General features: G+C 63.7%; 19 protein-coding genes. 11 read left to right on the forward strand and 8 right to left on the reverse strand.

What is annotated here, in order from left to right; translation table 11 throughout:
* Positions 1–305 precede the first annotated feature (305 nt).
* The 3 genes from INT29_RS10115 to INT29_RS10125 form a co-directional block, all read right to left on the reverse strand.
* The gene (locus tag INT29_RS10115; RefSeq protein ID WP_319020875.1) at positions 306–1523 is read right to left on the reverse strand and encodes an HTTM domain-containing protein; all 1218 of its coding nucleotides are present in this window, start codon (positions 1521–1523) and stop codon (positions 306–308) included.
* Complete coding sequence (locus INT29_RS10120) at positions 1513–2304, reverse strand: DUF5819 family protein (protein WP_193071543.1); 792 nt, start codon at positions 2302–2304, stop codon at positions 1513–1515. The genes INT29_RS10115 and INT29_RS10120 overlap by 11 nt, the downstream gene beginning before the upstream one ends.
* 217 nt (positions 2305–2521) lie before the next feature.
* Positions 2522–3697, reverse strand: a complete 1176-nt coding sequence (locus tag INT29_RS10125; RefSeq protein WP_101571486.1) for a CaiB/BaiF CoA transferase family protein — start codon at positions 3695–3697, stop codon at positions 2522–2524.
* 182 nt (positions 3698–3879) lie between these two features.
* Here INT29_RS10125 and INT29_RS10130 point away from each other — a divergent pair, with 182 nt between their 5' ends.
* Together INT29_RS10130 and INT29_RS10135 are read left to right on the forward strand one after the other, a co-directional pair.
* Positions 3880–4902, forward strand: a complete 1023-nt coding sequence (locus INT29_RS10130) for an agmatine/peptidylarginine deiminase (protein WP_219618858.1) — start codon at positions 3880–3882, stop codon at positions 4900–4902.
* Positions 4903–5084: 182 nt separating this feature from the next.
* On the forward strand, positions 5085–5480 hold the full coding sequence (locus INT29_RS10135) for a YtxH domain-containing protein (RefSeq protein WP_193071544.1): 396 nt from the start codon (positions 5085–5087) through the stop codon (positions 5478–5480).
* Positions 5481–5651: 171 nt separating this feature from the next.
* On the opposite strand, the gene cls is transcribed toward INT29_RS10135, so the two are convergent.
* The gene (cls, locus tag INT29_RS10140; protein WP_101571492.1) at positions 5652–7148 is read right to left on the reverse strand and encodes a cardiolipin synthase; all 1497 of its coding nucleotides are present in this window, start codon (positions 7146–7148) and stop codon (positions 5652–5654) included.
* A gap of 253 nt (positions 7149–7401) precedes the next feature.
* Between cls and INT29_RS10145 the strand changes: the two genes are divergently transcribed.
* A complete protein-coding gene (locus INT29_RS10145; RefSeq protein ID WP_101571715.1) occupies positions 7402–8100 on the forward strand; it encodes an NUDIX hydrolase in 699 nt (232 codons plus the stop codon).
* Between the two features lie 65 nt (positions 8101–8165).
* On the opposite strand, the gene INT29_RS10150 is transcribed toward INT29_RS10145, so the two are convergent.
* Positions 8166–9044, reverse strand: a complete 879-nt coding sequence (locus tag INT29_RS10150; protein WP_101571494.1) for an enoyl-CoA hydratase-related protein — start codon at positions 9042–9044, stop codon at positions 8166–8168.
* 32 nt (positions 9045–9076) lie between these two features.
* Entirely contained in the window at positions 9077–10336 is a 1260-nt protein-coding gene (locus INT29_RS10155) for an MFS transporter (protein ID WP_193071545.1), read from the reverse strand.
* A gap of 159 nt (positions 10337–10495) precedes the next feature.
* Here INT29_RS10155 and INT29_RS10160 point away from each other — a divergent pair, with 159 nt between their 5' ends.
* From INT29_RS10160 to INT29_RS10170, 3 genes are all read left to right on the forward strand, one after another.
* Positions 10496–10918, forward strand: coding sequence for a TM2 domain-containing protein (locus tag INT29_RS10160; RefSeq protein WP_101571498.1), 423 nt, complete (start codon positions 10496–10498; stop codon positions 10916–10918).
* A 75-nt stretch (positions 10919–10993) separates the two neighbouring features.
* Positions 10994–12577, forward strand: coding sequence for an FMN-binding glutamate synthase family protein (locus INT29_RS10165; protein ID WP_193071546.1), 1584 nt, complete (start codon positions 10994–10996; stop codon positions 12575–12577).
* Positions 12578–12695: 118 nt separating this feature from the next.
* The gene (locus INT29_RS10170) at positions 12696–13265 is read left to right on the forward strand and encodes a dienelactone hydrolase family protein (RefSeq protein WP_101571502.1); all 570 of its coding nucleotides are present in this window, start codon (positions 12696–12698) and stop codon (positions 13263–13265) included.
* A gap of 11 nt (positions 13266–13276) precedes the next feature.
* On the opposite strand, the gene INT29_RS10175 is transcribed toward INT29_RS10170, so the two are convergent.
* Entirely contained in the window at positions 13277–14080 is an 804-nt protein-coding gene (locus INT29_RS10175) for a 3-oxoacyl-ACP reductase (RefSeq protein ID WP_226841837.1), read from the reverse strand.
* Positions 14081–14247: 167 nt separating this feature from the next.
* On the opposite strand from INT29_RS10175, the gene INT29_RS10180 reads away from it, so the two are divergent.
* From INT29_RS10180 to INT29_RS10195, 4 genes are all read left to right on the forward strand, one after another.
* Positions 14248–15333 (forward strand): hypothetical protein, encoded by a 1086-nt coding sequence (locus INT29_RS10180; protein ID WP_193071547.1) that lies wholly within the window; start codon positions 14248–14250, stop codon positions 15331–15333.
* Positions 15334–15458: 125 nt separating this feature from the next.
* A complete protein-coding gene (locus INT29_RS10185) occupies positions 15459–16487 on the forward strand; it encodes a 3-oxoacyl-ACP synthase III (RefSeq protein WP_101571506.1) in 1029 nt (342 codons plus the stop codon).
* Positions 16488–16494: 7 nt separating this feature from the next.
* Positions 16495–19269, forward strand: coding sequence for an alpha/beta fold hydrolase (locus INT29_RS10190; protein ID WP_193071548.1), 2775 nt, complete (start codon positions 16495–16497; stop codon positions 19267–19269).
* 24 nt (positions 19270–19293) lie between these two features.
* Positions 19294–20262, forward strand: a complete 969-nt coding sequence (locus INT29_RS10195; RefSeq protein ID WP_193071549.1) for an NAD-dependent epimerase/dehydratase family protein — start codon at positions 19294–19296, stop codon at positions 20260–20262.
* Positions 20263–20301: 39 nt separating this feature from the next.
* Here the strand turns inward: INT29_RS10195 and INT29_RS10200 are convergent, their stop codons facing one another.
* The gene (locus INT29_RS10200; protein ID WP_193071550.1) at positions 20302–21048 is read right to left on the reverse strand and encodes a hypothetical protein; all 747 of its coding nucleotides are present in this window, start codon (positions 21046–21048) and stop codon (positions 20302–20304) included.
* 238 nt (positions 21049–21286) lie between these two features.
* Here INT29_RS10200 and INT29_RS10205 point away from each other — a divergent pair, with 238 nt between their 5' ends.
* Positions 21287–23212, forward strand: a complete 1926-nt coding sequence (locus INT29_RS10205; RefSeq protein WP_101571514.1) for an acetate--CoA ligase — start codon at positions 21287–21289, stop codon at positions 23210–23212.
* Position 23213: the final 1 nt, after the last annotated feature.

The following is a 23213-nucleotide window of genomic DNA, read 5'->3' on the forward strand; positions in this document are numbered from 1 at the left end:
ACGGGTTGCAACCTGTGTACTGTTCCGCAGACTGAAGCAGACGGGATGCACTCCGCGAGCAGTTAGGGCGCCGTCGATGCGCTGGGGCGCGTGGGGTGCAGCGCCTGGACGCGGCGTTGTGACGGCGCGGATCGGTCGTGTGCGCAGCCGAAGCGGGGTGTGCAGGCACCTCGCAACTGTCGAAGTCAGGCTGAGTTGGTTGCAAACCAGCTCAGCCTGACTTCGACAGTTGATATTCCGACTTCGCTCACGAACAGCGGGCGCTCACGAACAGTGGGTGCTACGACCGAGCGGCGTGTACGCGGTCAGCTCGAGGACTTCACCTTCGCGCGTTCCATGCCCTCGGTCGTCGACGTCCACCAGCGGCTCACGAGTCTGTGGACCTTTTCGAAGCTGCGATCACGGATGAAGATGGCATCGACGGCGATCATCGTCAGCGAGAACCAGGGCAGCCCCATCAACAGGGCGATTCCCAGGTGGAAGGAGAGGATACCCACCAGCCCCACGATTCGCGTGTACCTGTTGAACAGCATGAATGGGAACGCGCACTGGAACAGAACCGAGCCCCAGGAGATGGCCACAACCATCGGCCCCCAGGCGGTCATGAGATCCGAGAGCACAGGCCAGGTTCCGAACTGCTGGGTGTGCAACGGGTTGTACACCGCGAATCCGTGCTGCCAAGCAGCGCCGCCGGCCTTGTACAGACCACCCGACATGTAGATCGCGCAGACCTGGAAGGCCAGCACGACGATCGCCAAGTTGTTGGCCATGATGAGGACCCAGCGGAAGCTGCCGCCATCGGTCTCGGGGAACTTCAGGTTCTGCTTCTTCTTGCGCCTGGCATCCAGTGACCACCGGCGGGTGGTGTCTGCGAAGAGCATGGCGATCATGAACATGCGATACGCATTGTCGCCCTGATCGCCGGCCCCGTCGTTGAGCTCGATGTAGCTGACCCACAGGACAAGATAGAACGGCAGAACGATGCGAGTCCGCCAGCCGAGGATGATGACGACGGCGAGTATGGCCAGACCGAGGATCATGGCGGTGAACAGCGGCGGATTCGTCACTGCACGGTGGAAGAGTGAGAACAGCCAGATGTTCGGGAAGTCGCTCTTGGGTTCAGCGATCTCGCCGTTCCAGGCGCTGCCCACGCCGAAGGCATAGTGCCGGGCGTTGAAGTTCGTCAGCAGAAGCCCGAGTCCGGTGAAGCCGATGAGGATACGGGTCACCGCGAGGCCGTAGGTCGCGTGAAAGCGACCGGTGAGCATCTCCTCTAGCCAATCCCAGCCCTGAGAGATCTTTCCCAGTACGCGGGAAGTGACTGGAATACGTTCGTTCGAGTCCGCCCGCGAATGGGAATCCACTCCCGAAGAGGAAGTCGCACCCGAATGGGAATCGGCCGCCGAATCAGAGGTCGCCCCCGACTCAGAGCTCAGCTTCTTCTTGGACACGGCCTTCTCCGAGGTTGTTTCGTCCACGTCGATCTCTTCACCCTTGACCCGAGTGTTCCTGTCACTGCTCACCTGCGCACCTCACTTTGTCGGAGGCACAGAAGTACTTCGCGAACTCCTCATCGGACTGGTGTGGTTCGGTCACCAGTGCTCGCCACCCGACCGGCACCGGCTGGATCTTCGGCCGTTTCGCGTCGCCGTTGTTGCGCTGCGCAAACGGCACAACATTCTGTCGGGCCGCTTGGTACTGGACGCGCTGGACGTCCTCACCCCAGATCGCCTTGGCCACCTGCGTCGCATAGGCCGTAGCCAGGTGCTCGCTCTTCAGGTATCCGGTGACGGCGTTATCGGGATCGTCGTACTCTCCCAACTTCGACGTCAGGCGGTCAACGGAGTCAGAGCCCTTGAAGTAATCGAGCTTGACGATCGCCTTCTGGTCGTTGGGAAGGTCCTCCCACGACCCCTTGATGTCAGAGGCGACCCCGACACCCAGCCCGGCCGAGCGGGGTGGGAACAGCTTGTAGGTCGAATGGTCGAGTTCGACGTCGGTGGCGCGCACCCAATCCGTGACCTCTTCACCACCGTCAGGAGTCTTCACGACCGCGCGAACATCGAAGTAGTAGTCACCGTTGATCGGCTCGGGAGCGAAGACGCTCCACGACTGGCCCCACAGTGGGATCATGTACTCGGAGAGAAGGTTCCCCGGAATCACCTCCCGCGCCGTCGACGACGGAGCGATCCAAAGGAAGCTTGCGAGCAGGTGAAACGCGGTCAGCAGCATGGCCACAACCATCAGCACGCGTTTGACGACCGGCCGCTTGACGGCATTCGTCTCAGTCTTGTCTGTGTCCATCTCAGTCCTGGAATCTGGTGCGCCACTACGCGAAATCCGCCGTGACCAGAAATGGACTGCTCAGGATCTCCCCAGTGACTAGGGTGCATTCATACAGACTCTAGGGTACGTCAGTGAATCCGGAAGTTCAGCCCGGACACCACTGGACATAGCTCGGAACACGACTCAGAACATGACCGAAGGCATGACTGAGCCCATGACGGTGAAATGACTGCTCTCAGCGTCGGATGCGCAGCCAGTCCTTGACCGCTTCGGTGCTCTCCCCCAACTGCGGTGGTGCCAGATCGTAGCTGGGAGGCGTCTCGGACATGCGGATCGGGTTGGCCACCGTCGGGATCACACGATCCCCGGCCCCTGCCTCGGCGACGGGCTCGAGTCCCATCGAGGCGGCCAGGTCGACACCCTGGGCGATTGTGTTGATCGGGGCGCACGGCAGGCCGGCTGCGGACAGGATGTCGAACCATTCCTGGTTCGTCTTCTGGCTCAATGCCTCGATGAGTTCGGGCTCGAGTTCGGCGCGGTTCTCGTTGCGGTCTGAGAAGTTCGCGAAGCGTTCATCCTCGGCCCATTCGGGATGGCCCAGCTCACCGGCCAGCGACCGGAACTGGTTGTCGTTGCCGACGGCGATGATGATCTGGCCCTCGGCCGTGGGCATCGGCTGGTAGGGGTAGAGGCTCGGATGGGCGTTGCCCATGGCCTGCGGAACGACGCCGCCGGCCACATACGCCGAGGTCTGGTTCGCCAGCCCCGACAGCGCCGAGGACAAGAGGTTCGTCTCCACCAGCTGGCCCTCGCCGGTGTCCTTGCGGTGGGCCAGCGCCGCGAGGATTCCGACCGTCGTGTGCAGACCGGTGAACACGTCGACGACGGCCACACCGGCCTTCACCGGGCCCGATTCCTGCGATCCGGTGACGCTCATGAAACCGGACAGTCCCTGGATGAGCAGATCGTAGCCGGGTTGCGGGTTGTCGCGCCCGAATCCGGTCACCGAGGCATAGATGATGCTCGGGTTCTCGCTCTTGACGGTGTCATAGTCGAGCCCGTACTTCGCCAGTCCCCCGGCCTTGAAGTTCTCCACCAGGATGTCGGCTCGCCGCGCCAGCTCCTGTGCCAGGCCCAGCTCCTCCTCGTCCTTGAAATCGAGGACCACGGACTGCTTGTTCCGATTCGCCGTGAGGAAATACGTCGCATCATCGCCTCGCCGAGGTGGCGCCCAGTGCCGTGTATCGTCACCGGCCCTGCCCTCGACCTTGATGACCGTGGCACCGAGGTCGGCAAGCATCATCGTCGCGTAGGGCCCTGCCAGCACACGTGAGAAGTCGGCGACGACCACTCCCGCGAGCGGACCGGTCCCAGTCCGACCGAACAATTCCTGCAGATCCTGCTGTTCCACGTGTTGCCTCCCATGGCGCGTCAAAGCCCTCATTTCCAGGCGCTCTGTCCTCCACGCCAGACTATACGGGCTCATCTTTCACCGCCCGGGGTGGTGCGGAATCCGTTGACCTCCAAGCGCAGAACCTCGCTACACTCGGGACAAACCAGTCAGACTCGAAGGGATGAACGATGACGTTTCACATGCCCGCGGAAACAGCTGCCCACGATCGCATCTGGATGGCGTTCCCGTCCTCCGGCTACGCCTTAGGCGACACCGAGGAAGAGGCCGAGGCGGCCCGCCGCACCTGGGCCGCAGTGGCACGTGCCACCAGCGAGTTCACCCCGGTGACGGTCGTCGTCTCGACGTCGCAGACAGACAATGCCCGCCACCACCTCGGCGAGGGGATCACTCATCCGATCACCGTCGTCAATGCCGAACTCGACGACGCCTGGATGCGCGATATCGGTCCGAGCTTCGTCGTCGACGACGACGGAGCGCTGCACGCAGTGGATTGGGTCTTCAACGGCTGGGGCGCTCAGGAGTGGGCGACGTGGGATCACGATCAGCACATCGGCCGCTACGTTGCGAACCAGGCCGGGGTCCCGATCATCGATTCCCAACTGCGCAACGAAGGCGGCGGAATCCACGTCGACGGGCAGGGCACCGTGCTGGCCACGCGCAGCGTGCAGTTGGATCCGGGACGCAACCCCGACCTGACCGAGGCCGATGTGGAAGCCGAATTCGCCCGCACGATCGGGGCCAAGAAGGTCATCTGGCTCGAGCACGGCCTCCACCGCGACAATCAGACCTTCGGCACCCGCGGTCACGTCGACATCGTCGCAGCCATGCCCAGCCCCGGGGTCGTCCTCATCCACGATCAGCGCAATCCCGAACACCCGGACTTCGAATTCTCTCAGGCGCTCAAGACCCAGTTCACCGCGGAGACCACTGCCGAGGGACAGCCCTTCGAGGTCGTGGCGATTCCCGCTCCTGAGGTGCTGCGCGATGATGAGGGCTGGGTCGACTATTCCTACGTCAACCACCTCGTCACCAATAACGGGGTCATCGCCTGCACCTTCGACGACCCGATGGACGCCGAGGCGGTGTCCGTGCTTGAGAAGGTGTACCCGGGACGCAAGGTCGTCGGCGTCGATGCGCGCGAACTCTATGCCCGGGGAGGCGGAATCCACTGCATCACCCAGCAGCAGCCGACGGTGAGCTGAGCGCCGAAATACTGTATCCACTCCACAAATCTGAGACGATATTCTTTCACTCCGGAACCATCTGCAGTATAAGGTGGAGAACCAGGGCACAATACCGAGGCAATCGACCGACGCTCAACGTTGGTCTGAGCACTCGACAGTGTCGAATGCAGTCACGGCAAGCTGAAAAGGAGAGCAGGAAGATGAAGAAGCGTTTGATTCTCCTGGCTGGTCTGGGAGTCGGTTACGTACTCGGATCACGCACCGGGCGTCAGAGCTACGAAAAGCTCAAGGCCCAGGCCCAGGATCTCTGGACCGATCCGCGAGTGCAGGACACCGTCGAAAAGGCCAACCAGTCGATTCGCGACAAGTCGCCAGCCGTCGCCGATGCTGTCCAGACCGCAGCCGACAAAGTCAACTCCGCAGCAGGATCCGGTTCAACCGGCACCGGAACCGGCGCAAGCGCTGCAGGCAATAAGTCCGCCGGCACATCAGGCAGCAAGTCCGCTGGTGGCCCAGAGGTCAAGGACGATGTCATCGCTGATCCCATGCGCGACATCGACGACGAAGGCCCATCCGGGCTCTCCGAAGACGCCTGAATACCTTTATCTGAGACACTCGCACCGAGGCTCTCGCCTACGCAGATAGGCGGCTGACCCGCTCGGCGACTGTCCTGCAGCCGTCGGCGGTAGGCGACAACGTTCCCGCACACTGGATCAGTGTGCGGGAACGTTGTCATTTCCGGCGCAGTCCATCACGCGATCACGAACTCACAGCAGCGAGCTCGTGAGCCTGGCGACGTTCTCTACATACTTGTTCAGCAGCGGTCGATCGTTCCACTCGTCTGCGTCGAGCTCGACAGAGTTCGGAGTATATTTCTCCGCTTCGAGGTCATACATGCGCTGGGTGAATTCCTTGTCGACGATGAACATGGTGACCTCCATGTTCATTGCGAACGAGCGCTCATCCATGTTCGAAGACCCGATGATCGAGACTTCATCGTCGATGAGAAGGAACTTCGAATGCAGGACGGTAGGTGCGTGATACAAGAAGATCCGGACTCCGGCCCGCACCAGATCGGCGTAATAGGACTGCTGGGCCCGCTGCGTGACCCAATGATCGCTTGTCTCTCCCACATACAGGCGCACGTCGACTCCGGACCGGGCCTCGGTCGTGAGCGCATGCATGAGCGATTCGTCGGGCACGAAGTACGGTGAGCAGACGACGACGCTGCGGTTCGCGTTGTAGATGAGGTGGTTGAACAGGCGCAGATTGTTCTCATCTTCGAATCCTGGCCCCGAGGGCACCACCTGCGCCTGGATGCCACCGTTCTGCGGAGCCTGAAGTTCCCCTTCGGACGATTCTTCGAAGAACTCTCCAGTCTCCGAATACCAGTCCGTGATGAAGACAGCATCGAGTTCATCGACGACTGGGCCGGTGCATTTCAGCGATAGGTCCATCCATTGGAAGCCCTTCCGCCGGTTGCGTCGCTTATTATAGGACCGGTCGATGATGTTCTGGGAGCCGGTGAAGGCGACGGATCCGTCGACGACGAGGATCTTCCGGTGGTTGCGCAGATCGGGCCGCTGGTACTCGCCCTTCCAGGGGCGGATCGGCAGGGCTCGACGCCATGCCACTCCGGAGGAGTTGAGCCTTTTGACCAGTTCCGAGTAGCCCGGATATCCCAGTGAGCCCAGATGGTCGATGAGGATTCGGACCTCCACCCCGCGCTCATGCGCGGCCAGCAGCGATTCGAGGAGCCGCCTCGTCGTGTCATCGATGGCGACGATGTAGAACTCGAAGTGGACGAATCTCGTGGCCGCGTCGATCTCATCGGCCATCGCCTCCATGCACGCGTGGTTGTCGGTCTGGAGCTCGAAGGAGTTGCCATGCGTCATCGGCAGAGCACCCAGATCGTAGTTCAGCTGTGCCGCTGTGCTCAGAGGCTCGGGCATGTGGGCGAAGTCGCCGATGATCGCCTGGTCATCGGTCTGATCACGGAAGATGTCGTTGACAAGCAGCTGTTTGTCCCGCCGCCGCTTCGGCAGCTTGGCGGAGCCGAGCAGCAGGAAAGCGAGAATTCCGAGGTAGGGGAGGAGGAAGATCGCGAGCAGCCAGCCGAGGGCGACAGAAGGTCTGCGGTTGTGCGGAATCCAGCCCAGAGCGACGATGCGGATGATCATATCGACAGTCAGGAGCGTGAATATCAGCCAGTTGGGCCACGCCTGGTCGATCGTGAAGAAAGGATAGATCTCCAGTCCGCTCATTTCCGCACTCTTCCGGTCTGCGGGCTCTCGACGCCCGGTGCCGTGCGCCGATTCTTAAACTCCAGCGCTCAAGTCGACCTGAGAAATTCGCCGTCGTTCTGCTCTGGTTCCATCGTATCCTGCCGCATGTTCGCTCAGCTGATCGCCCCGGCACCTCCCCGACCGGGCCCTACCGCACCCCGCCTCCGCCCGGTGCAGTCCTCAGCGTCATAATGGGAGGTGACGACCAGACACAGAAGCGAGGGTGCTGACAGTGATTCGAGATATCTCCCCCGAGGGGTCCGACCGTTCGGACCTCGCCGACTCCTCCAGCCGCGGCCCCGATGTGCCCGATCCGAGTGCGGTGCCGATCAAGCCCGCCGTGAGCGTGCTCATGATCCGCGATGGCAGCACCGGACTCGAGGTCTTCGTCCAGCATCGCGTGTCGACGATGGACTTCGCCGCCGGTGTCGTCGTCTTCCCCGGCGGTCGCGTCGATCCCATCGATGAGCAGACCGCAGCATCCATCGAGGTCCCCGACCCGCAGAGTCATCAGGCGGCGTGGAAGGACTCCACCATCGCCGAGGTGAGCGATGGGTGGCGCGTCCTGCTGGCCACCGCCGTGCGTGAGGTCGAAGAGGAGACCGGAGCCGTGCTCGATCCCTCCGGGCTGAAGCCGTGGGCGAACTGGGTCACCCCGGTCGGACGGCCGAAACGCTTCGACACCTACTTCTACGTGCTCGCAGGCGGCGTCCTTGAGTCGGCCCATCATCAGACCACCGAGGCACATTCGAGCGAATGGATGTCGGTGCGCGAACTCCTCACCGCCGAGGCCGAGGAACGTCTCAAACTGATGCGTCCGACACTTGTGCTCCTGCGCGAACTCGACACCTTCGCCACCGTCGCCGAGGCGGTCGGATCCGACCGGAACATCGACCCGGTCCGCCCGGAGTTCCCCGGCAAACACGGCTGAACTGCAGCCCAACGTCACAGCTGAACCGCTGGCCGCCGGCCCACTGTTCGTCAGCCCACTGTTCGTCAGCCCTTCGATCGCTTGGCCATGGCGGCCAGACGTTCCTGTACGACCTGGCGCTGTTCGTCGGTGCCGATGAGTGAGGCGAGCGCCTCCTGCTCCGCATCGAGGCCCGTGGTCAGATCGGCCTCATAGGAGAGGTCGACGAGCTTCTTCACCCACACGAGAGCCGAGCGTGACTTCCCAGCGATATCGCCGGCGAGTTCGAGTGCTCGCTCAACTGGGTCCTCGGCCAGTTCTTCGACGAGCCCGATCCGCAGTGCCTCCTCGGCTCCGACGGCCTCACCGGTGGCGATGAGCTTCTTCGACATTCCGGGACCGACCAGGCGCGGCAGCAGCTGAGTTCCGCACATGTCCGGGATGATCCCCCATTTGATCTCCATCAACGAGAGTTGGACGTCAGGACCGGCGATGCGGATGTCGGTACCCAGAGCAATCTGCATTCCGCCGCCGAGGGCCGGGCCTCTGAGCCCGGCGATGACGGGAACCTCGATCAGAGACCAGACGTGCACGGCCTTCTGAGCCAGTGCGCGAGCGGACCCGAGGCGCTCACCCACGTCAACGGTGCCACCGGTCGATGAGGCATTCCCCGCACCCGCCTCGGCGGTGGACGAGGTCTCGGTACCGGTCTCGGTGGTGGCGGTGCCCTCGTCGGCGAGCCGGGACATTTCGGTGAAGTCCAGACCGGCGCTGAAGGCACGTCCTCGACCGGAGAGCACGACAGCCCTGACCTCAGTCGATTCCTTGAGCGCGAGGCCGACCTCGACGAGGTCTTCGAACACCTCTCTAGTCAGCGAGTTGAGCTTCTCAGCGCGGTCGATCTCCACATGGGCGACGCCCCGCTCGATCGCATAGGTGACATTCGAATGTGCTGCGTGGGGCATGAGGTCCTCCGGTTCTTAAGCTGAACGTTTGATCAGCTGCGCTTCTTGAACCCTACCGAAGCCCCGGTCAGGGTCAAGATCAGAACCGCGAACAGGGCGCTCATGCACATGAACGCCACACCCGGCCACGCGAAATCGGTGAACAGGACCGCCGACAGCCACGCGCCCAAACTGGTGCCCAGGTAGTACACGGTGAGGTAGATGGCCGCCGAGCGAGTGGAGTCGATTCCGGGACGGGAGGCGCTCGCTGCCGCGGATGCTCCCGTGTGCCCGAGGAAGAAGCCCCCGGTGAGCAGGGACATGCCGATGATGATCACGCTCAAGGAGTCCACGAGGGTGAGCCCGGCACCGATGAGCGCCGTGACCATCCCGATCAGCGTCAGCGAGGTGCGCGAGAGTTTTGTGGCCAGTCGGCCGTAATACGTGGTGACGACGGTGCCGACGAGGTAGATGAGGAAGAACAGGGCGACCGCGCCTTCGCTCAGTCGCCAGGGATCCTGCTGCAGCCGGGTGCCGAGCATCGTGAAGGACCCGCCGAAGACGAGCATGCAGAGGAATCCGGTGAGATAGATCCGCCACAGCCCCGATCCCAGTGGAATGATCGCTCGCCGAGGTGGTGATGCGGTGTGCGCATCAGCCGAGGGCTGCGCGGCTGCCGAGGACTTCGGCCCAGCCTCGGCAGCCGCCCGAGCGGCTTCGGACTTCGACGTCGTGAAGAGGTCATGGCGGAGCAGCCAGACGACGATGAGTCCGAAGAGCAGGGACACTGTTGCGGTGAACGCCAGTCCGCCGTGCCAGCCGAGGATCTCCGCGGCAAGGCCGGTCAGCAGCCGCGAGGAGAGCCCACCGATCGTATTGCCGGCGATGTAGACGCCGATCGCTCCGGGCAGCGCCGCCGCCGGCAGGCGCAGCGACAGATAGGCCATCGCGGTGGCCGGTACCGCAGCGATCGCCACACCTTGGAGGAAGCGGACGGCGATGAGCAGTTCGGGGCTCGGCATGAAGGGCAGAATGAGTGCCAGCAGCGCGGCCAGGACCACGCCGCCGGCGATCTGTCTGGCATGCCCGATACGCGGGGCGAGCATGGAGAACGGGATGAGGAAGACCGCCATGGCGACGTTGGTGGCCGAGACCGTGAGACTCGCAGTCGGAGCGTCGACGTCGTAGGCACCGCGGATGGCGGGGAGAAGCCCCTGCGTCTCGTAGAGGACAAGGAAGACCGAGACTCCAGCCAAGAAGACTGCAACGATGGTTCGCCGAGTACTCGTCGCGCTCGGTTCACCTGTGCTCATGGAACCAACGCTATGTCGACATTGGGGAAAACCCCAATGCGCTCACACCCATGGGTTTCCTAGGCTGTACTCAGGTCCCCCACCTGACGCCCATCCCCCGGCTCTCCGCATCGCTTCGATCGCATCACGGAGAGCGGCAAGCACGAGAAGGAGCACACCATGTCCGTGCCATCTCTGGCCCCCGACCTGCCTCCCATCGACTCCTCTGCCCAACGGGACCAACCGGACTGGCGGAACCGACCGGATGCTGAGGCCGAAGCCGCACCGGAGCGCGCCAACCGTTCCTTCCTCGTCACCTGGATCCTGTCACTGGCATTAGGATTCCTCGGCGCCGACCGTTTCTACACGGGACGTTTCGCCACCGGCGGGCTCAAGCTTCTGACCTTGGGCGGGCTGGGTCTGTGGTGGATCGTCGACCTCGTCATCGTCATGGCCGGCGGTCTTCGCTATAACCGTGCTCACCTGCGTGGCTATGAGACCGGAAAGGAAGCCGCGTGGATCACCACCGGGTTCCTCCTCATCGTCGGCTATTCGCTCCAGCTCGATTCGCTGCTCCCGGCACTGCTGGCGCAGCTGTTCTGAAATTTAGCCCACCCTTTCCTGAAATCCCCGCGTTCTCGGTCTAGGCTCGCATCAAGTACCGACCGAAGAGGCTCAATGCAAAATAAGTTCCCCAGGGTTCATCTGGTCACCGGTCACTCGACTGGAAGGAAGATGGCTCGTGCCGCCGCAGCCGTCTCAGCCCTCGGGCTCGGCGCCCTTGCCGCCTGGGACGTGACCCAGAAGAAACATTCGATTCTGCGCAACTATCCAATCGCCGGCCATGCACGGTTCCTATTGGAATCGATCCGTCCCGAGATTCAGCAGTACTTCATCGAACGCAACTGGGACGGCCGCCCGTTCAGCCGCGATACCCGTACGACGATCTACGAACGATCCAAGGGCAAGCACTCCGAGCATGCTTTCGGCACCGAGCACGACGTCAACCGCACGGGCTATGAGGCCCTCATGCATTCCGCGGTTCCGATCACCAACTCTCCGACTCCCCCACGCGTGCGCATCGGCGGTGAGGACTGCACCCAGCCCTATGACATCTCCCTGCTCAACGTCTCGGCCATGAGCTTCGGATCACTGAGCCACAACGCGGTGCGCTCACTCAACAAGGGTGCCGCCATGGGTGGCTTCGCCCATGACACCGGAGAAGGATCCATTTCGCCCTACCACCAGGAATTCGGTGGCGATCTGATCTGGGAGATCGGCACCGGCTACTTCGGCGCCAGGACCCCCGAAGGTACTTTCGATCCGGACATCTTCGCCAAGAAGTCCCAGGATCCACAGGTCAAAATGGTCTCTCTCAAGCTCTCACAGGGCGCGAAGCCCGGCATCGGCGGTGTCCTCCCCGGCCCGAAGGTGACCGAAGAGATCGCGGAGATCCGCGGCATCCCCGTCGGCAAGACCTGTATCAGCCCACCGAACCACAGCGTGTTCTCCACACCGATCGAACTCCTGCAGTTCATTGCGAAGATGCGTGAGCTCTCCGGCGGTAAACCTGCCGGCTTCAAGCTCTGTGTGGGCTCGCGCACCGAATTCCTCGCCATCTGCAAGGCGATGGTCGAAAGCGGGATCACCCCCGACTTCATCATCGTCGACGGTTCCGAAGGCGGCACGGGCGCAGCACCCCTGGAGTTCGAGGACCATGTCGGCCTGCCGCTGACGCAGGGCCTGATGATCGTGCACAACGCGCTCATGGGTTCGGGTCTACGCGACCGGATCAAGATCGGCGCATCCGGAAAGATCGCGAGCGGCTCCGACATCGTCAAACGCCTCATCCAGGGCGCGGACTTCACGAACTCCGCCCGCGCCATGATGATGGCCGTCGGCTGCATCCAGGCCCAGGCCTGCCACACGGGCAAATGTCCCGTCGGCGTGGCCACGCAGGATCCTCGCCGGGCACGTGCCATCGATGTGCCCGATAAGTCGACCCGAGTGAAGAACTACCACGAGGGCACCGTCGCCGAGGCTGTGCGCCTGATGGCTTCGATGGGGGCAACGCACCCGGATGAGTTGGAGCCGACCATGCTGCGCCGCAATGTCTCGGCGTCCGAGTCGTGGTCCTATGCCAGACTCTACGACTGGCTCAAGCCCGGCGAACTGCTCAACGGGGCTCCCGATTCGTGGGCCGATGATTGGGCGACGGCACGCGCCGATTCCTTCGCCATTCCACACGGTCACAGCCGCTGAGACACATGAGCCACGGCCGCTGGATCGGTCGAGCCACGGCCACTGAGGCAGCCGAGCCGCTGCGGCTCCTGTCGCGATGCGGCTCGGCTGCATTCAACTGACGAAACAGGAGACAGCCATGACAACCCTCGTTCTGCTCCATTCCGCACTGGGCAAGACTCCCGGTATGGAAGCCATCGCCGGTCGCTACACCGCCGCCGGGCACACCGTCGTCACCCCCGACTTCTACGAAGGACGGACGTTCACCACCGCCGAGGCGGGGGTCGGTCACTCACAGGAGGTCGGGTTCTCGCAGCTCGTCGACCGGGTTGCCGCGGCATGTGCTGATCTGCCGGATGAGATCGTCTTCGCCGGTCTCTCACTCGGGGCCGGCATCGCCCAGCAGATGGGCAAGAACGATTCGCGTGCACGCGGTGCGCTCCTCTTCCACGGCGGCGGCTTCCCCAAGCCGACTCGGTGGCAGGGGAATGTGCCCGTCCAGATCCACTTCTCCGTCGATGATGAGTGGAGAGACTCAGGTGCGCCGCAGACTCTGATGGAGTCGGCCGCGCGAGCGGGAGCACGGGCGGAGTATTTCCTCTACCCCGGCGGGAGCCATCTGTTCAGCGACCCACTGGTCGATGACTACCGTGAGGACAGCGCACAGCTGCTCCTCGACCGCAGTCTGGCGTTCCTCGACCGAGTGTGACCCCAGTCGCCTCAGCCCATCACCAGACCGTTGTCGACGACGAGGTTCTGTCCCGTCACCGCCCGCGAAGCCGGGGATGCGAAGAACACCACCGCCGAGGCGAATTCCTCCGGAGTTGTCACGTGGCCCAGCGGAGTCTGCGCCGCAATCTGGTCGAAGACCTCTTCCGGAGTCGCCGAGGAGGCATCGGTCGTGCGCAGCAGCCCACCGGAGACCATGTTGACTCTGACTCCCGAGGGTCCGAGGTCCTTGGCGAAGGTCCTGGTCAGCGACAGCAGAGCGGCTTTGGCCGCGGTGTAGTCGTGGTAGGGCACGACGGGGTTCTGCACGAGGTTGGACCCGATGTTGATGACGCGTCCCGATCCGATCTCGCGGAATCCACTCATCGCTGCCTGCACGGTGTTGAGCGCGGCCCCGACGGCTCCACGGAACTGGTCGGTGAAATCGGAGAAGTCGATTTCGTCTGCCGGCTGCCGCTCCTCTCCGTTGAAGGAGAAGTCGACGAGAGCATTGTTGACCACCGTCGACACAGGAGCGCCGAATTCGGCGTGCGCGGCGGCGAACAGGGCGTCGACGGCGCTTGAGTCGGTGACATCGGCCTCGATCGCCACTGCACGCCCACCGCGAGCACGGACCGCCTCGGCGAGTTCCTCGGCTGCTTCAGCGGAGTAGCGGTAGTTGATGACGAGCGCTGACTGCTCATGTGCGAAGGCCTTCGCAATCGATGATCCCACTCCGCGTCCGGCACCTGTGACAAGGACGATCTGCTGGTCAAGGGGCATGGCCGCTGTTGTGAATGCCTGGGCGTTGCTCATCGCGATTCTCCTTCGAATGCTGGGCGGACCCCACTGCTTGAGAGCTCGGGTCAGGTCGTGATCTCACCCTACAGTCGCGGCACGACATCTGTGTGAACGTGATTACCGCTCCGTTCCTCCATAGACTGAGCACACGACCATCATTGTCCATCCCCAGGAAGTCCCTCATGAGCGAGCTCGGCGCCAGCATCTCAATCGGAGTCCTCGCGGCACTCGTCGTCCTCATCGTCTACCTCATCGCGTCTCGGATCGGCAGATGGCAGCCGGCTCCGCAGCGTCGACCCCAGGCCGGACAGGCGCCACAGCAGCAGGGCTACGGCCCGGGCGGCTACGGTCAGCCGGGCTATGGCCAGCAGGGCACCGGCCCGGGGGCTCGACCGCGAGGCGGCTCCTACGACCAGTCGACTCGGGCGTACAACCAGTCGACGCAGGCCTATGATCAGCCCAACCGCGTCTACGGCATACCCGAGGACGAGACCCGCGTGCTGCCCGCGACCGGAGCCGACACCGATACGCGTGCCACGAAGGCAGAACTGCGGGACAATATCGGGCAGTCGGGGCAGATGGTCGAAGCGAACCGTCGCGCGGCCACCTCTTCGAACGGTGACACGCTGGCGGTGTTCACCTATATCTTCGGCGCCGCCCTCATCGCCGTCATCGCGTTCGTGTTCTTCAACAATCTGCTCCTTCCCGCCACGGTCGGCGCCCTGGCCGGCGCCATCATCTGCGTGGCGTTGGCGTCGACCTACACGCTGAAGTCCCTCGAATTCTGGCCCGACAATTCGACGATCACGATCATCAACCTCCTCGTGGCCCTTGCCGCCGCTGTCGCCATGTTCATCGGCGCAGAGCGGACCGAACGCGACGGCTTCACTCTGGGCCGCATCACCGATTCCTTCGACGCGCTGCCCTTCAGCGAAGGGTTCACCGGCTTCGCCACTGCCATCGCCGACCGCGTCGTCGACTTCTTCCGCGAATTCGGGTTCATGGGCTTCATCTTCCTGCTCCTCATGGGCATCGGCTGCATCATCGTCTTCACACTGGCGGCGAAGTCCCTCATCGACGTCATGGACTGGCGCATCTTCGTCCAGTTCGGACGCTTCGTCACCGACCGTCCTATGTCCCATTCGCGGGCCGTTCGCTTCCAGTCCTCGAAGGTTTCGCACACGGTGACGTCGATCATCTTGGCCGGGATCGCGGTCCTCTGCGCGACCGGAATGGCCTACGACGGTTTCACCTGGTTCACTCGTTAAGTAACTATTCAGCCTGAGGGATATAAGATAGTCTCCGGACTTCCTCCGTCGTGGCACGCCTCAAAGGTGCGTCGCATCGGCCCTCAGCAGACGACGCACAACCCGCAAAGGGATGAGAACCTCAATTGGCGAATGGCAACGCAACATTCCGGCACTCGAACGTGGCGCTTCTCGGCCTGACCGAGATCCTCGCCCCGAACGAAGTGACCTCTCAAGAATTCGACGAGCGCCTCGCCGATACCCTGTCCACCCTCAACCTGCCCACTGGACTCCTCCAGCGTGTCGCCGGTGTCTATGCCCGGCGCAACTGGGATCAGCCGAGTCAGTTCGCCGACGGTGCGATCGCCGCAGGTAAGAAGGCCCTGGAAGAGTCGGGGGTCTCCCCCGACTCCATCGGACTGATGGTCAACACCTCTGTCACGCGTGAACACCTAGAGCCCTCCGTAGCCGTCGGCGTTCACGCCGGAATCGGTCTTGGTTCTCAGGCGATGAACTTCGACATCGCCAACGCCTGCCTCGGGTTCGTCAACGGCATGACCCTGGCCGCGAGCATGATCGACGCGGGGCAGATCGAATACGCCCTCGTCGTCGCTGGCGAAGACGCCTCCCGAGTCCAGGAGGCTACCCTGCGACGGCTCACCCGAGAGGGCATCAGCCGTGAGGAATACCTCAACGAGTTCGCTTCCCTCACACTGGGATCCGGCGCCTCCGCCGCGGTCCTGGGACCGGCGGACAAACACCCGGAAGGCCACCGCATCCTCGGCGGCATCACCCGCGCCGCGACCCAGCATCACGCACTGTGCGTGGGCGATCATAACGGCATGTTCACCGACACCAAGGGTCTGCTGGCCGGTGGTATGGAACTCGTCGTCGCCGCGTGGGAGGAAGCCCATGAGGACGGCTGGAACTGGCGCGAGATGGATCGCTACGTCATGCATCAGGTCTCCGACGTACACGTGAACTCGATCAAGAAGGCCGCGAATCTCGACTCCGAGCGAATTCCGGTCACCTATCCCGAATTGGGCAATGTGGGACCGGCATCCCTGCCGATCACGCTCGCCCGTGAGGCATCAAGCCTCAAACCCGGCGATCGGATCCTGTGTATGGGAGTCGGATCCGGGCTCAACACCGCAATGACCGAAATCGAGTGGTAGAGGTTCAATGAGATTTCCTGCACGGCCGGCTCAGGCTCCCCCGAAGCTGCCCGAGTGGGACCCCGCCTGGTCCCGAATCGTCGAGGCCACGACACCCGCGGGACCGCATTCCTTCCACGTCCTCGACACCATTGAGGTACTCCGTGCCGAAGGGCTCGAACCGAGCGGCACGATCCTTGCCCTGCACGGCAACCCGACCTGGTCGTACCTGTGGCGACACCTTGCCCAGGCGACCGTGGACACGGCTCGCGCCGGCGGTCGCGTGTGGCGGCTCATCGCCCCCGATCAGCTCGACATGGGCTACTCCGAACGATTGGCCCATGAGTCGCTGCCGACTCCCCACGGCGCCGAGGTGCGCCGCATGTCCCAGCGCATCGACGACTTCGACGCCGTCGTCACGCCCCTCCTCGCCGAGGCAGCCGGCAGTGCCGCACCCACAGACAGCGCCGCGTCCTCCGATCATCCGATCGTGACGATCGGACATGACTGGGGCGGCGTCCTGTCCCTGGGATGGGCGGCACGCAACACCGACCTCGTCTCCGCTTCGATCAGCCTCAACACGGCCGTCCGCCAACCTGAGGATGCGCCGATCCCTGCACCGCTGCGAGCCACACTGGCCGGGCCCATGCTCCCGACTGCCACCGTGGTCACGGACGGATTCCTGCGGGTGACGATGAGCCTCGGCGATCTCGATCCCGAGATCAAGGACGCCTTCCGGTCCCCGTATGAGAATTCTTCCCGACGCCACGGGATCGGCGGCTTCGTCGCCGACATCCCCGTCGATGAGAACCACCCGTCCTATTCCGAGCTGCAGCGTGTGGGCGCCGATATCGCGGCCTTCGATCATCCTGCGCTCCTCGTGTGGGGACCGAAGGACCCGGTCTTCCTGGAACGCTATCTGCGTGACCTGCGTCAGCGTCTGTCCCAGGCCGATGTGCACCGCTTCGAGCTGGGCTCACACCTGGTCAGCGAGGACTACGATGTGGCCGGTGTCGTCACTGACTGGCTGCGGACACAGTTCCCTGCTCGCGGTGCTGGAGCCGACGCCGCTTCGGATTCATCGGCCGCAGACAACGAGGCCACAGCAAAGCGCGCACCCGCTTCGAAGGACGAGTCTGCCGCGGCCCCTGCGCGCGGGGTGACCGCGATCCTCGACGCACGCCACGATGACGAATCGATCGCCTCGGTGGACTTCGCCCAGAACCCGGCGCAGCAGATCACCTGGCGCCACCTCTGGCATGTGACGACGAGCATCGCCAACGGACTGCTCGAACTCGGCGTGCGCCCCGGCGATCGCGTCTCCATGCTCGTCCCGCCCGGCAACAACCTCACCGCAGCCCTTTACGCCTGTCTGAAGGTCGGCGCGGTCGCCGTCGTCGCCGACGCCGGACTGGGACCGAAGGGCATGACCCGGGCGACCACCTCGGCGGATCCGCAGTGGATCATCGGAGAGCTGCCGGGACTCGGTCTCGCCCGTGCCTTCAACTGGCCCGGCCGCCGCATCTCAGTGTCCCCACTGGGCACGGTGGCGGCCAAGCTGTTCAAGGTCGAGACCAGCCTGACCGCGCTCTCGCGCACCACCCACCACGCGCAGCTGCCCCTCCCGGCAGCCACCGACGATGCGGCGATCCTCTTCACCTCCGGGTCGACGGGACCGGCCAAGGGTGTGCGCTACACCCACGGCGACATCTCCGCACTCGCGGCGGTGCTGACCCGAGTCTTCGACGTGCGCGAAGGCACCGGCTTGGTCGCCGGCTTCCCACCTTTCGCCCTTCTGGGACCGGCCATCGGGGCCACCTCGGTGACTCCGGACATGTCCGTGACCAAACCGAAGACGCTGACCGCCAGCGCCATCTCCGATGCGATAATCGCCGGTCATTCGACCATGGTCTTCGCCTCCCCTGCCGCGTACAAGAACGTCGCGGCCACTGCTGCTGAGCTGGATGAGGAGCAGAAGGCCGCGTGCGCACGGGTCGAACTTGTGCTCTCCGCAGGGGCGCCCGTGCCTATGGAGCTGATGGATTCCATCGCCGAGGTGTTCCCGAACGCGAGCATCCATTCGCCGTATGGGATGACCGAGGGCCTCTTGCTCACCGACATCGACCGTGCCGGTGTGGCCGCCGCCGATGCCACACCCAACCTCGGCGTGTGCGTGGGCCGCCCCATCGACGGCGTCGAATTGGCATTGGCACCGATTGATGACACCGGTGCGTCCGCAGACGTGCTGGAACAGGGCAGCGCTGCGCAGGGCCGTTTGGGTGAATTCGTCGTCAGCGCCGCCCACATCAAGTCCGGCTACGACAACCTCTGGGCCACCACGGCAGACTCGGCTCGCGATGACCTCGACGGTCGGACCTGGCACCGGACGAACGACATCGGCCATATCGATGCCGAGGGACGAGTCTGGCTCGAAGGCCGTCTGCAGCATGTGGTCACCACACCTCTCGGACCGGTGGGACCTGGCGGTCTCGAAGCGCTCATCGATTCCGATGCGCAGGTCAGCCGCTCGTCGATCGTGGGCATCGGTCCGGCGGGAACACAGTCGCTGGTGGCCGTCCTCGACGCTGAAGGAACCGATCTCGCCCCAGGTCTGGCTCCGTTGGACCTGACGTCTCGGCTGCGTGAGCTGGTTGCAGAGGTCGTGGGGCACGACCTCACCGCTGTCCTCGTCGCTCCCACGTTCCCGACCGACATCCGCCACAATTCGAAGATCGACCGATCCCGCCTGGCCAATTGGGCCGATCATGTCCTGTCCGGCGGTTCGGTGCGCACCAAGGTCTGAATCTCGCCCGTCTGAGGAGTCCATATGAAGATCACAGTCACCGGAGCCTCCGGGCTCCTGGGTTCGTCCGTCGCTCGTGCGCTTGTGACAGGCGGCCACGAGGTCACGACTCTGCAGCGTCGCCCCTCCTCTGTGTCGGGCGCCCACGACGTCATCGGGTCGGTTACCGACCCGAGCAGTGTGGCTCAGGCCCTCACCGGCGCCGAGGCTGTTGTGCACTTGGCGGCGAAGGTGTCCATGATGGGCGACCCCAGTGAGTTCGAGGCCGTGAACATCGGCGGCACCCGCACTCTCGTCGATGCCGCTCAGGCGGCTGGCGTGAAGCGAATGGTGCACATCTCGTCGCCGTCGGTGGCCCATACCGGTGACTCGATCATCGGCGAAGGTGCCGGTCCTGCCTCCCCCGATCTGGCACGTGGTGAGTACGCGCGGACCAAAGCCGCCGGTGAACTCATTGCTCTGGAAGCCGATTCAACAGACTTCAAGGTCCTCGTCCTGCGCCCGCACCTCATGTGGGGTCCTGGTGACACGCAGCTGACGGAGCGCGTCATCGATCGCGCTCGTGCCGGCCGGATGCCGGTGCTCGGGTCAGGGGCCCCGCTCGTCGATGCTCTGTTCGTCGATAATGCGGTCGAGGCGATCGTTGCCGCCGTTGATGCCGTGGCCACCACGCACGGCGAGTCGTTGGTGGTCACGAACGGTCAGCCGCGCCCCATCGGGGAACTCATGTCACGGATCGCGATCGCCGGTGGCGCTCACGCGCCGAAGATGCGCATCCCCGTGGGCCCCGCGCTGGTGGCCGGTTCGGTCGTGGAGAAGGTATGGGATCTGGGCGAGCATGATGATGAACCGCCCCTGACGAGGTTCTTGGCGGAGCAGCTCTCAACGGCGCACTGGTTCGACCAGCGCCGCACCTACGAGGTTCTTGGGTGGAAGCCGCGGGTCAGCATCGAAGAGGGGCTTGAACTCCTCGCCGCTCACTACACGCAGTAGGGTCGCTCAGCGCTATCGGCGCTCAGCGCGTCGGATTGGTCAGCGCGTCGAGTCGGTCTCGTCGTCGACGGGATCGTCATCGGCGGCTCCATCGGTGTCTGCCGATTCGGCATCTTCAAGTGCGTCGACGGAGATTCCCGGTTCTCCGGTGGGAGGACTCTCCAGTGATGACCCCGTTGCCTCTTCGTCATACTCATCGGGCGCAAGCGTCTCTGGCTCGCCGGCCGCACGGAGGTCCGGCTCATCTTGGTCCGGCTGATCCTGACCCAAGTCTCCTGTGTTCTCCTCGTATCGTGATTCGCCGCCGTTTTCCGGCTCCGCCTCGATCGAGGACTCGTCAGCTTCCGGCGACTCTTCGTCCTCACTGACCGAACGCTTCGGCGGGGCAGCCGCCGCAGGAGTGCCCTCGGCCGGCTTCGCTTCAGTTGCATCATCCTGACCGGCAGATTTCGACTCGGTCTCCGCATCATCTGCCTTCGACTCCGTAGTGCCCTTGCCGGAATCAGTGTCGTCGAGACTCACACCCGCCTCGGCGGCCAATCGAGAGCGACGCTCGGCGCGTGCCTTCGCACGCTCCTCCTCACTCATCGCAGGCTTCGCCGGTGCGGCATCCTTATTGCTGGGCTTAACGACTTCCCAGACCAGGAGGACGATGACCATCGTGATTCCGACGGTGGCGCCCATCGCCAGAGAATTCCACGGGCGTGGCATGGAGAAGAGGTCTGCGAACGCGTTGACGCCGAACAGGGCGCCAATGCCGATGATCAGGGCAACAAGATATCTCATGCCCCCATTGTGCCTTGTCTGCGCACACAATCTGGGGTTAGTGCGCCGCTTCCTCACAATGTATGCAGACGGAGTCCGAACGGCCGACCAGCTGCTGTCCAACTTCGAATTCGGTTTCTGCCACGGGGACCGGATCCGGCTGCATAGACCAAATCTGCCTCCTGCGCAACCATCGCTGACCCGGAAATCGGCCCCTCCCATCCCTGCACTCAGCTGTGCCATGAGTCACAATGGAGCTATGAACACGATCGCACAGTCCCCCAGCTACGACGATGTCATCGCTGCCATCGATGCCGATCCTGAGGAGTTCTGGCTCGACCAGGCGAAGACCCACATCGATTGGGTCACCGAGCCGACTCGCGCCGTCGACGCCGCGAACGCCCCGATCTATCGTTGGTTCCCCGACGGCGAGCTCAACGTGTGCTTCAACGCGGTCGACCGGCATGTGGCCGCCGGGCGTGGAGATCAGGCAGCCATCATCTATGACTCGCCCGTCACCGACACGATTCGCACGATCACGTACTCGGAGCTCCTCGACGAGGTCTCCCGCTTCGCCAGAGCCCTGTCGGACAGGGGCGTAGTCAAGGGCGATCGCGTCATCATCTATATGCCGATGGTGCCCGAGGCTGCGATCGCCATGCTCGCCTGCGCCCGCATCGGCGCGATCCATTCGGTGGTCTTCGGCGGATTCGCCCCCAACGAGCTGGCCGTTCGCATCGACGACACCTCCCCGAAGGCCGTGATCTCCACTTCGTGCGGGGTTGAGAAGAGCCGTGTCCTCGAGTACAAACCCATGGTCGACGAGGCGATCAGCATTGCCGAGAAGAAGCCGGAGTTCACCGTCATCGTCCAACGCGACGAGCATCGCTGCGCGATGGGCGAGAACGATCTCGACTACGCGGAGCTGCTGGCCAATACGCCTGAAGGCATTGACCCTGTCACCGTCAAAGCCACCGATGAGCTCTATGTCCTCTACACCTCCGGCACGACGGGCAAACCGAAGGGCATCGTGCGAGATTCCGGCGGCTACGCAGTGTCATCGGCATTCTCGATGCCCAGCCTCTTCGGGCTCAACCCCGGCGACACGATGTTCACCGCCTCCGACGTCGGCTGGGTCGTCGGGCACACGTACATCGTCTACGCGCCGCTGCTGGCCGGTGTCACCTCGGTCCTGTTCGAGGGCAAACCGGTCGGCACCCCAGATGCCGGCACCTTCTTCCGCATCATCGAAGACCACAAGGTCAACGTCCACTTCACTGCGCCGACGGCCATGCGCGTGGTCCGTAAGGAAGATCCGAACGGCGACCTGATCAAGAAGTACGACCTGTCCAGTCTGCGGGCTTCGTTCCTCGCCGGTGAACGCCTCGATCCGGATACCTATGAGTGGACGACGAACATCCTCGCCGAGGCGACCGGTCGTGACATCCCCGTCGTCGACAACTGGTGGCAGACGGAGACAGGCTGGCCGATCGCCGCCAATCCGCTTGGCCTCACCCGGTTCCCGCTCAAGGCGGGGTCCCCGACGAAGCCGGTGCCGGGCTTCCAGGTCGAAGTCCTCGACCCTTCAGGCAAACCCATGCCGGCTGGCAAAGAGGGACTCATCGTCATGAAGCTGCCCATGCCACCGGGAACGATGGCCACCGTCTGGGGCGATGACTCCAGGTTCGTGTCCTCGTACCTGTCGGCCTTCGACGGCTACTACCTGACCGGTGATTCGGGATATCTCGATGAAGACGGGTATGTCTTCGTCATGGGCCGCACCGACGATGTCATCAACGTCGCCGGACACCGCCTTTCCACGGGTGTCATCGAGGCCGTCATCGCTTCCCATCCGGCAGTCACGGAGACCGCGGTGATCGGTGTTCACGATGACACGAAGGGGCAGAATCCGCGTGCGCTGGTCGTGCTCGGTGATTCCGCCGAGGCGGCCGATCCGGATGCGGTCATCGCCGAACTCGTGGCGCTGGTCCGCAAGGAGATCGGCCCCGTGGCCGCCTTCAAACAGGTCGATATCGTCTCCGCCCTGCCGAAGACCCGGTCGGGGAAGATCCTGCGCAAGACGATGCGCGAGATCGCCGACGGAGTCGATTCTCCGGCCGTGCCCTCGACGATCGAGGACCCTGCAGTGCTCGACGCGCTGGAGTCAGTGCTCCAGCGCGGCTGAG

The organism is Brevibacterium sp. FME37, assembly GCF_014897485.1.
GTDB lineage: Bacteria > Actinomycetota > Actinomycetes > Actinomycetales > Brevibacteriaceae > Brevibacterium.

Excerpts from the sequence above, each read along its gene's own strand:
- INT29_RS10120 (WP_193071543.1), bottom strand. The coding sequence starts at position 2,304 with ATGGACACAGACAAGACTGAGACGAATGCCGTCAAGCGGCCGGTCGTC.
- INT29_RS10130 (WP_219618858.1), top strand. The coding sequence starts at position 3,880 with ATGCCCGCGGAAACAGCTGCCCACGATCGCATCTGGATGGCGTTCCCG.
- INT29_RS10135 (WP_193071544.1), top strand. The coding sequence starts at position 5,085 with ATGAAGAAGCGTTTGATTCTCCTGGCTGGTCTGGGAGTCGGTTACGTA.
- cls (WP_101571492.1), bottom strand. The coding sequence starts at position 7,148 with ATGAGCGGACTGGAGATCTATCCTTTCTTCACGATCGACCAGGCGTGG.
- INT29_RS10150 (WP_101571494.1), bottom strand. The coding sequence starts at position 9,044 with ATGCCCCACGCAGCACATTCGAATGTCACCTATGCGATCGAGCGGGGC.
- INT29_RS10155 (WP_193071545.1), bottom strand. The coding sequence starts at position 10,336 with ATGAGCACAGGTGAACCGAGCGCGACGAGTACTCGGCGAACCATCGTT.
- INT29_RS10160 (WP_101571498.1), top strand. The coding sequence starts at position 10,496 with ATGTCCGTGCCATCTCTGGCCCCCGACCTGCCTCCCATCGACTCCTCT.
- INT29_RS10165 (WP_193071546.1), top strand. The coding sequence starts at position 10,994 with ATGCAAAATAAGTTCCCCAGGGTTCATCTGGTCACCGGTCACTCGACT.
- INT29_RS10170 (WP_101571502.1), top strand. The coding sequence starts at position 12,696 with ATGACAACCCTCGTTCTGCTCCATTCCGCACTGGGCAAGACTCCCGGT.
- INT29_RS10175 (WP_226841837.1), bottom strand. The coding sequence starts at position 14,080 with ATGAGCAACGCCCAGGCATTCACAACAGCGGCCATGCCCCTTGACCAG.
- INT29_RS10180 (WP_193071547.1), top strand. The coding sequence starts at position 14,248 with ATGAGCGAGCTCGGCGCCAGCATCTCAATCGGAGTCCTCGCGGCACTC.
- INT29_RS10190 (WP_193071548.1), top strand. The coding sequence starts at position 16,495 with ATGAGATTTCCTGCACGGCCGGCTCAGGCTCCCCCGAAGCTGCCCGAG.
- INT29_RS10195 (WP_193071549.1), top strand. The coding sequence starts at position 19,294 with ATGAAGATCACAGTCACCGGAGCCTCCGGGCTCCTGGGTTCGTCCGTC.
- INT29_RS10200 (WP_193071550.1), bottom strand. The coding sequence starts at position 21,048 with ATGAGATATCTTGTTGCCCTGATCATCGGCATTGGCGCCCTGTTCGGC.
- INT29_RS10205 (WP_101571514.1), top strand. The coding sequence starts at position 21,287 with ATGAACACGATCGCACAGTCCCCCAGCTACGACGATGTCATCGCTGCC.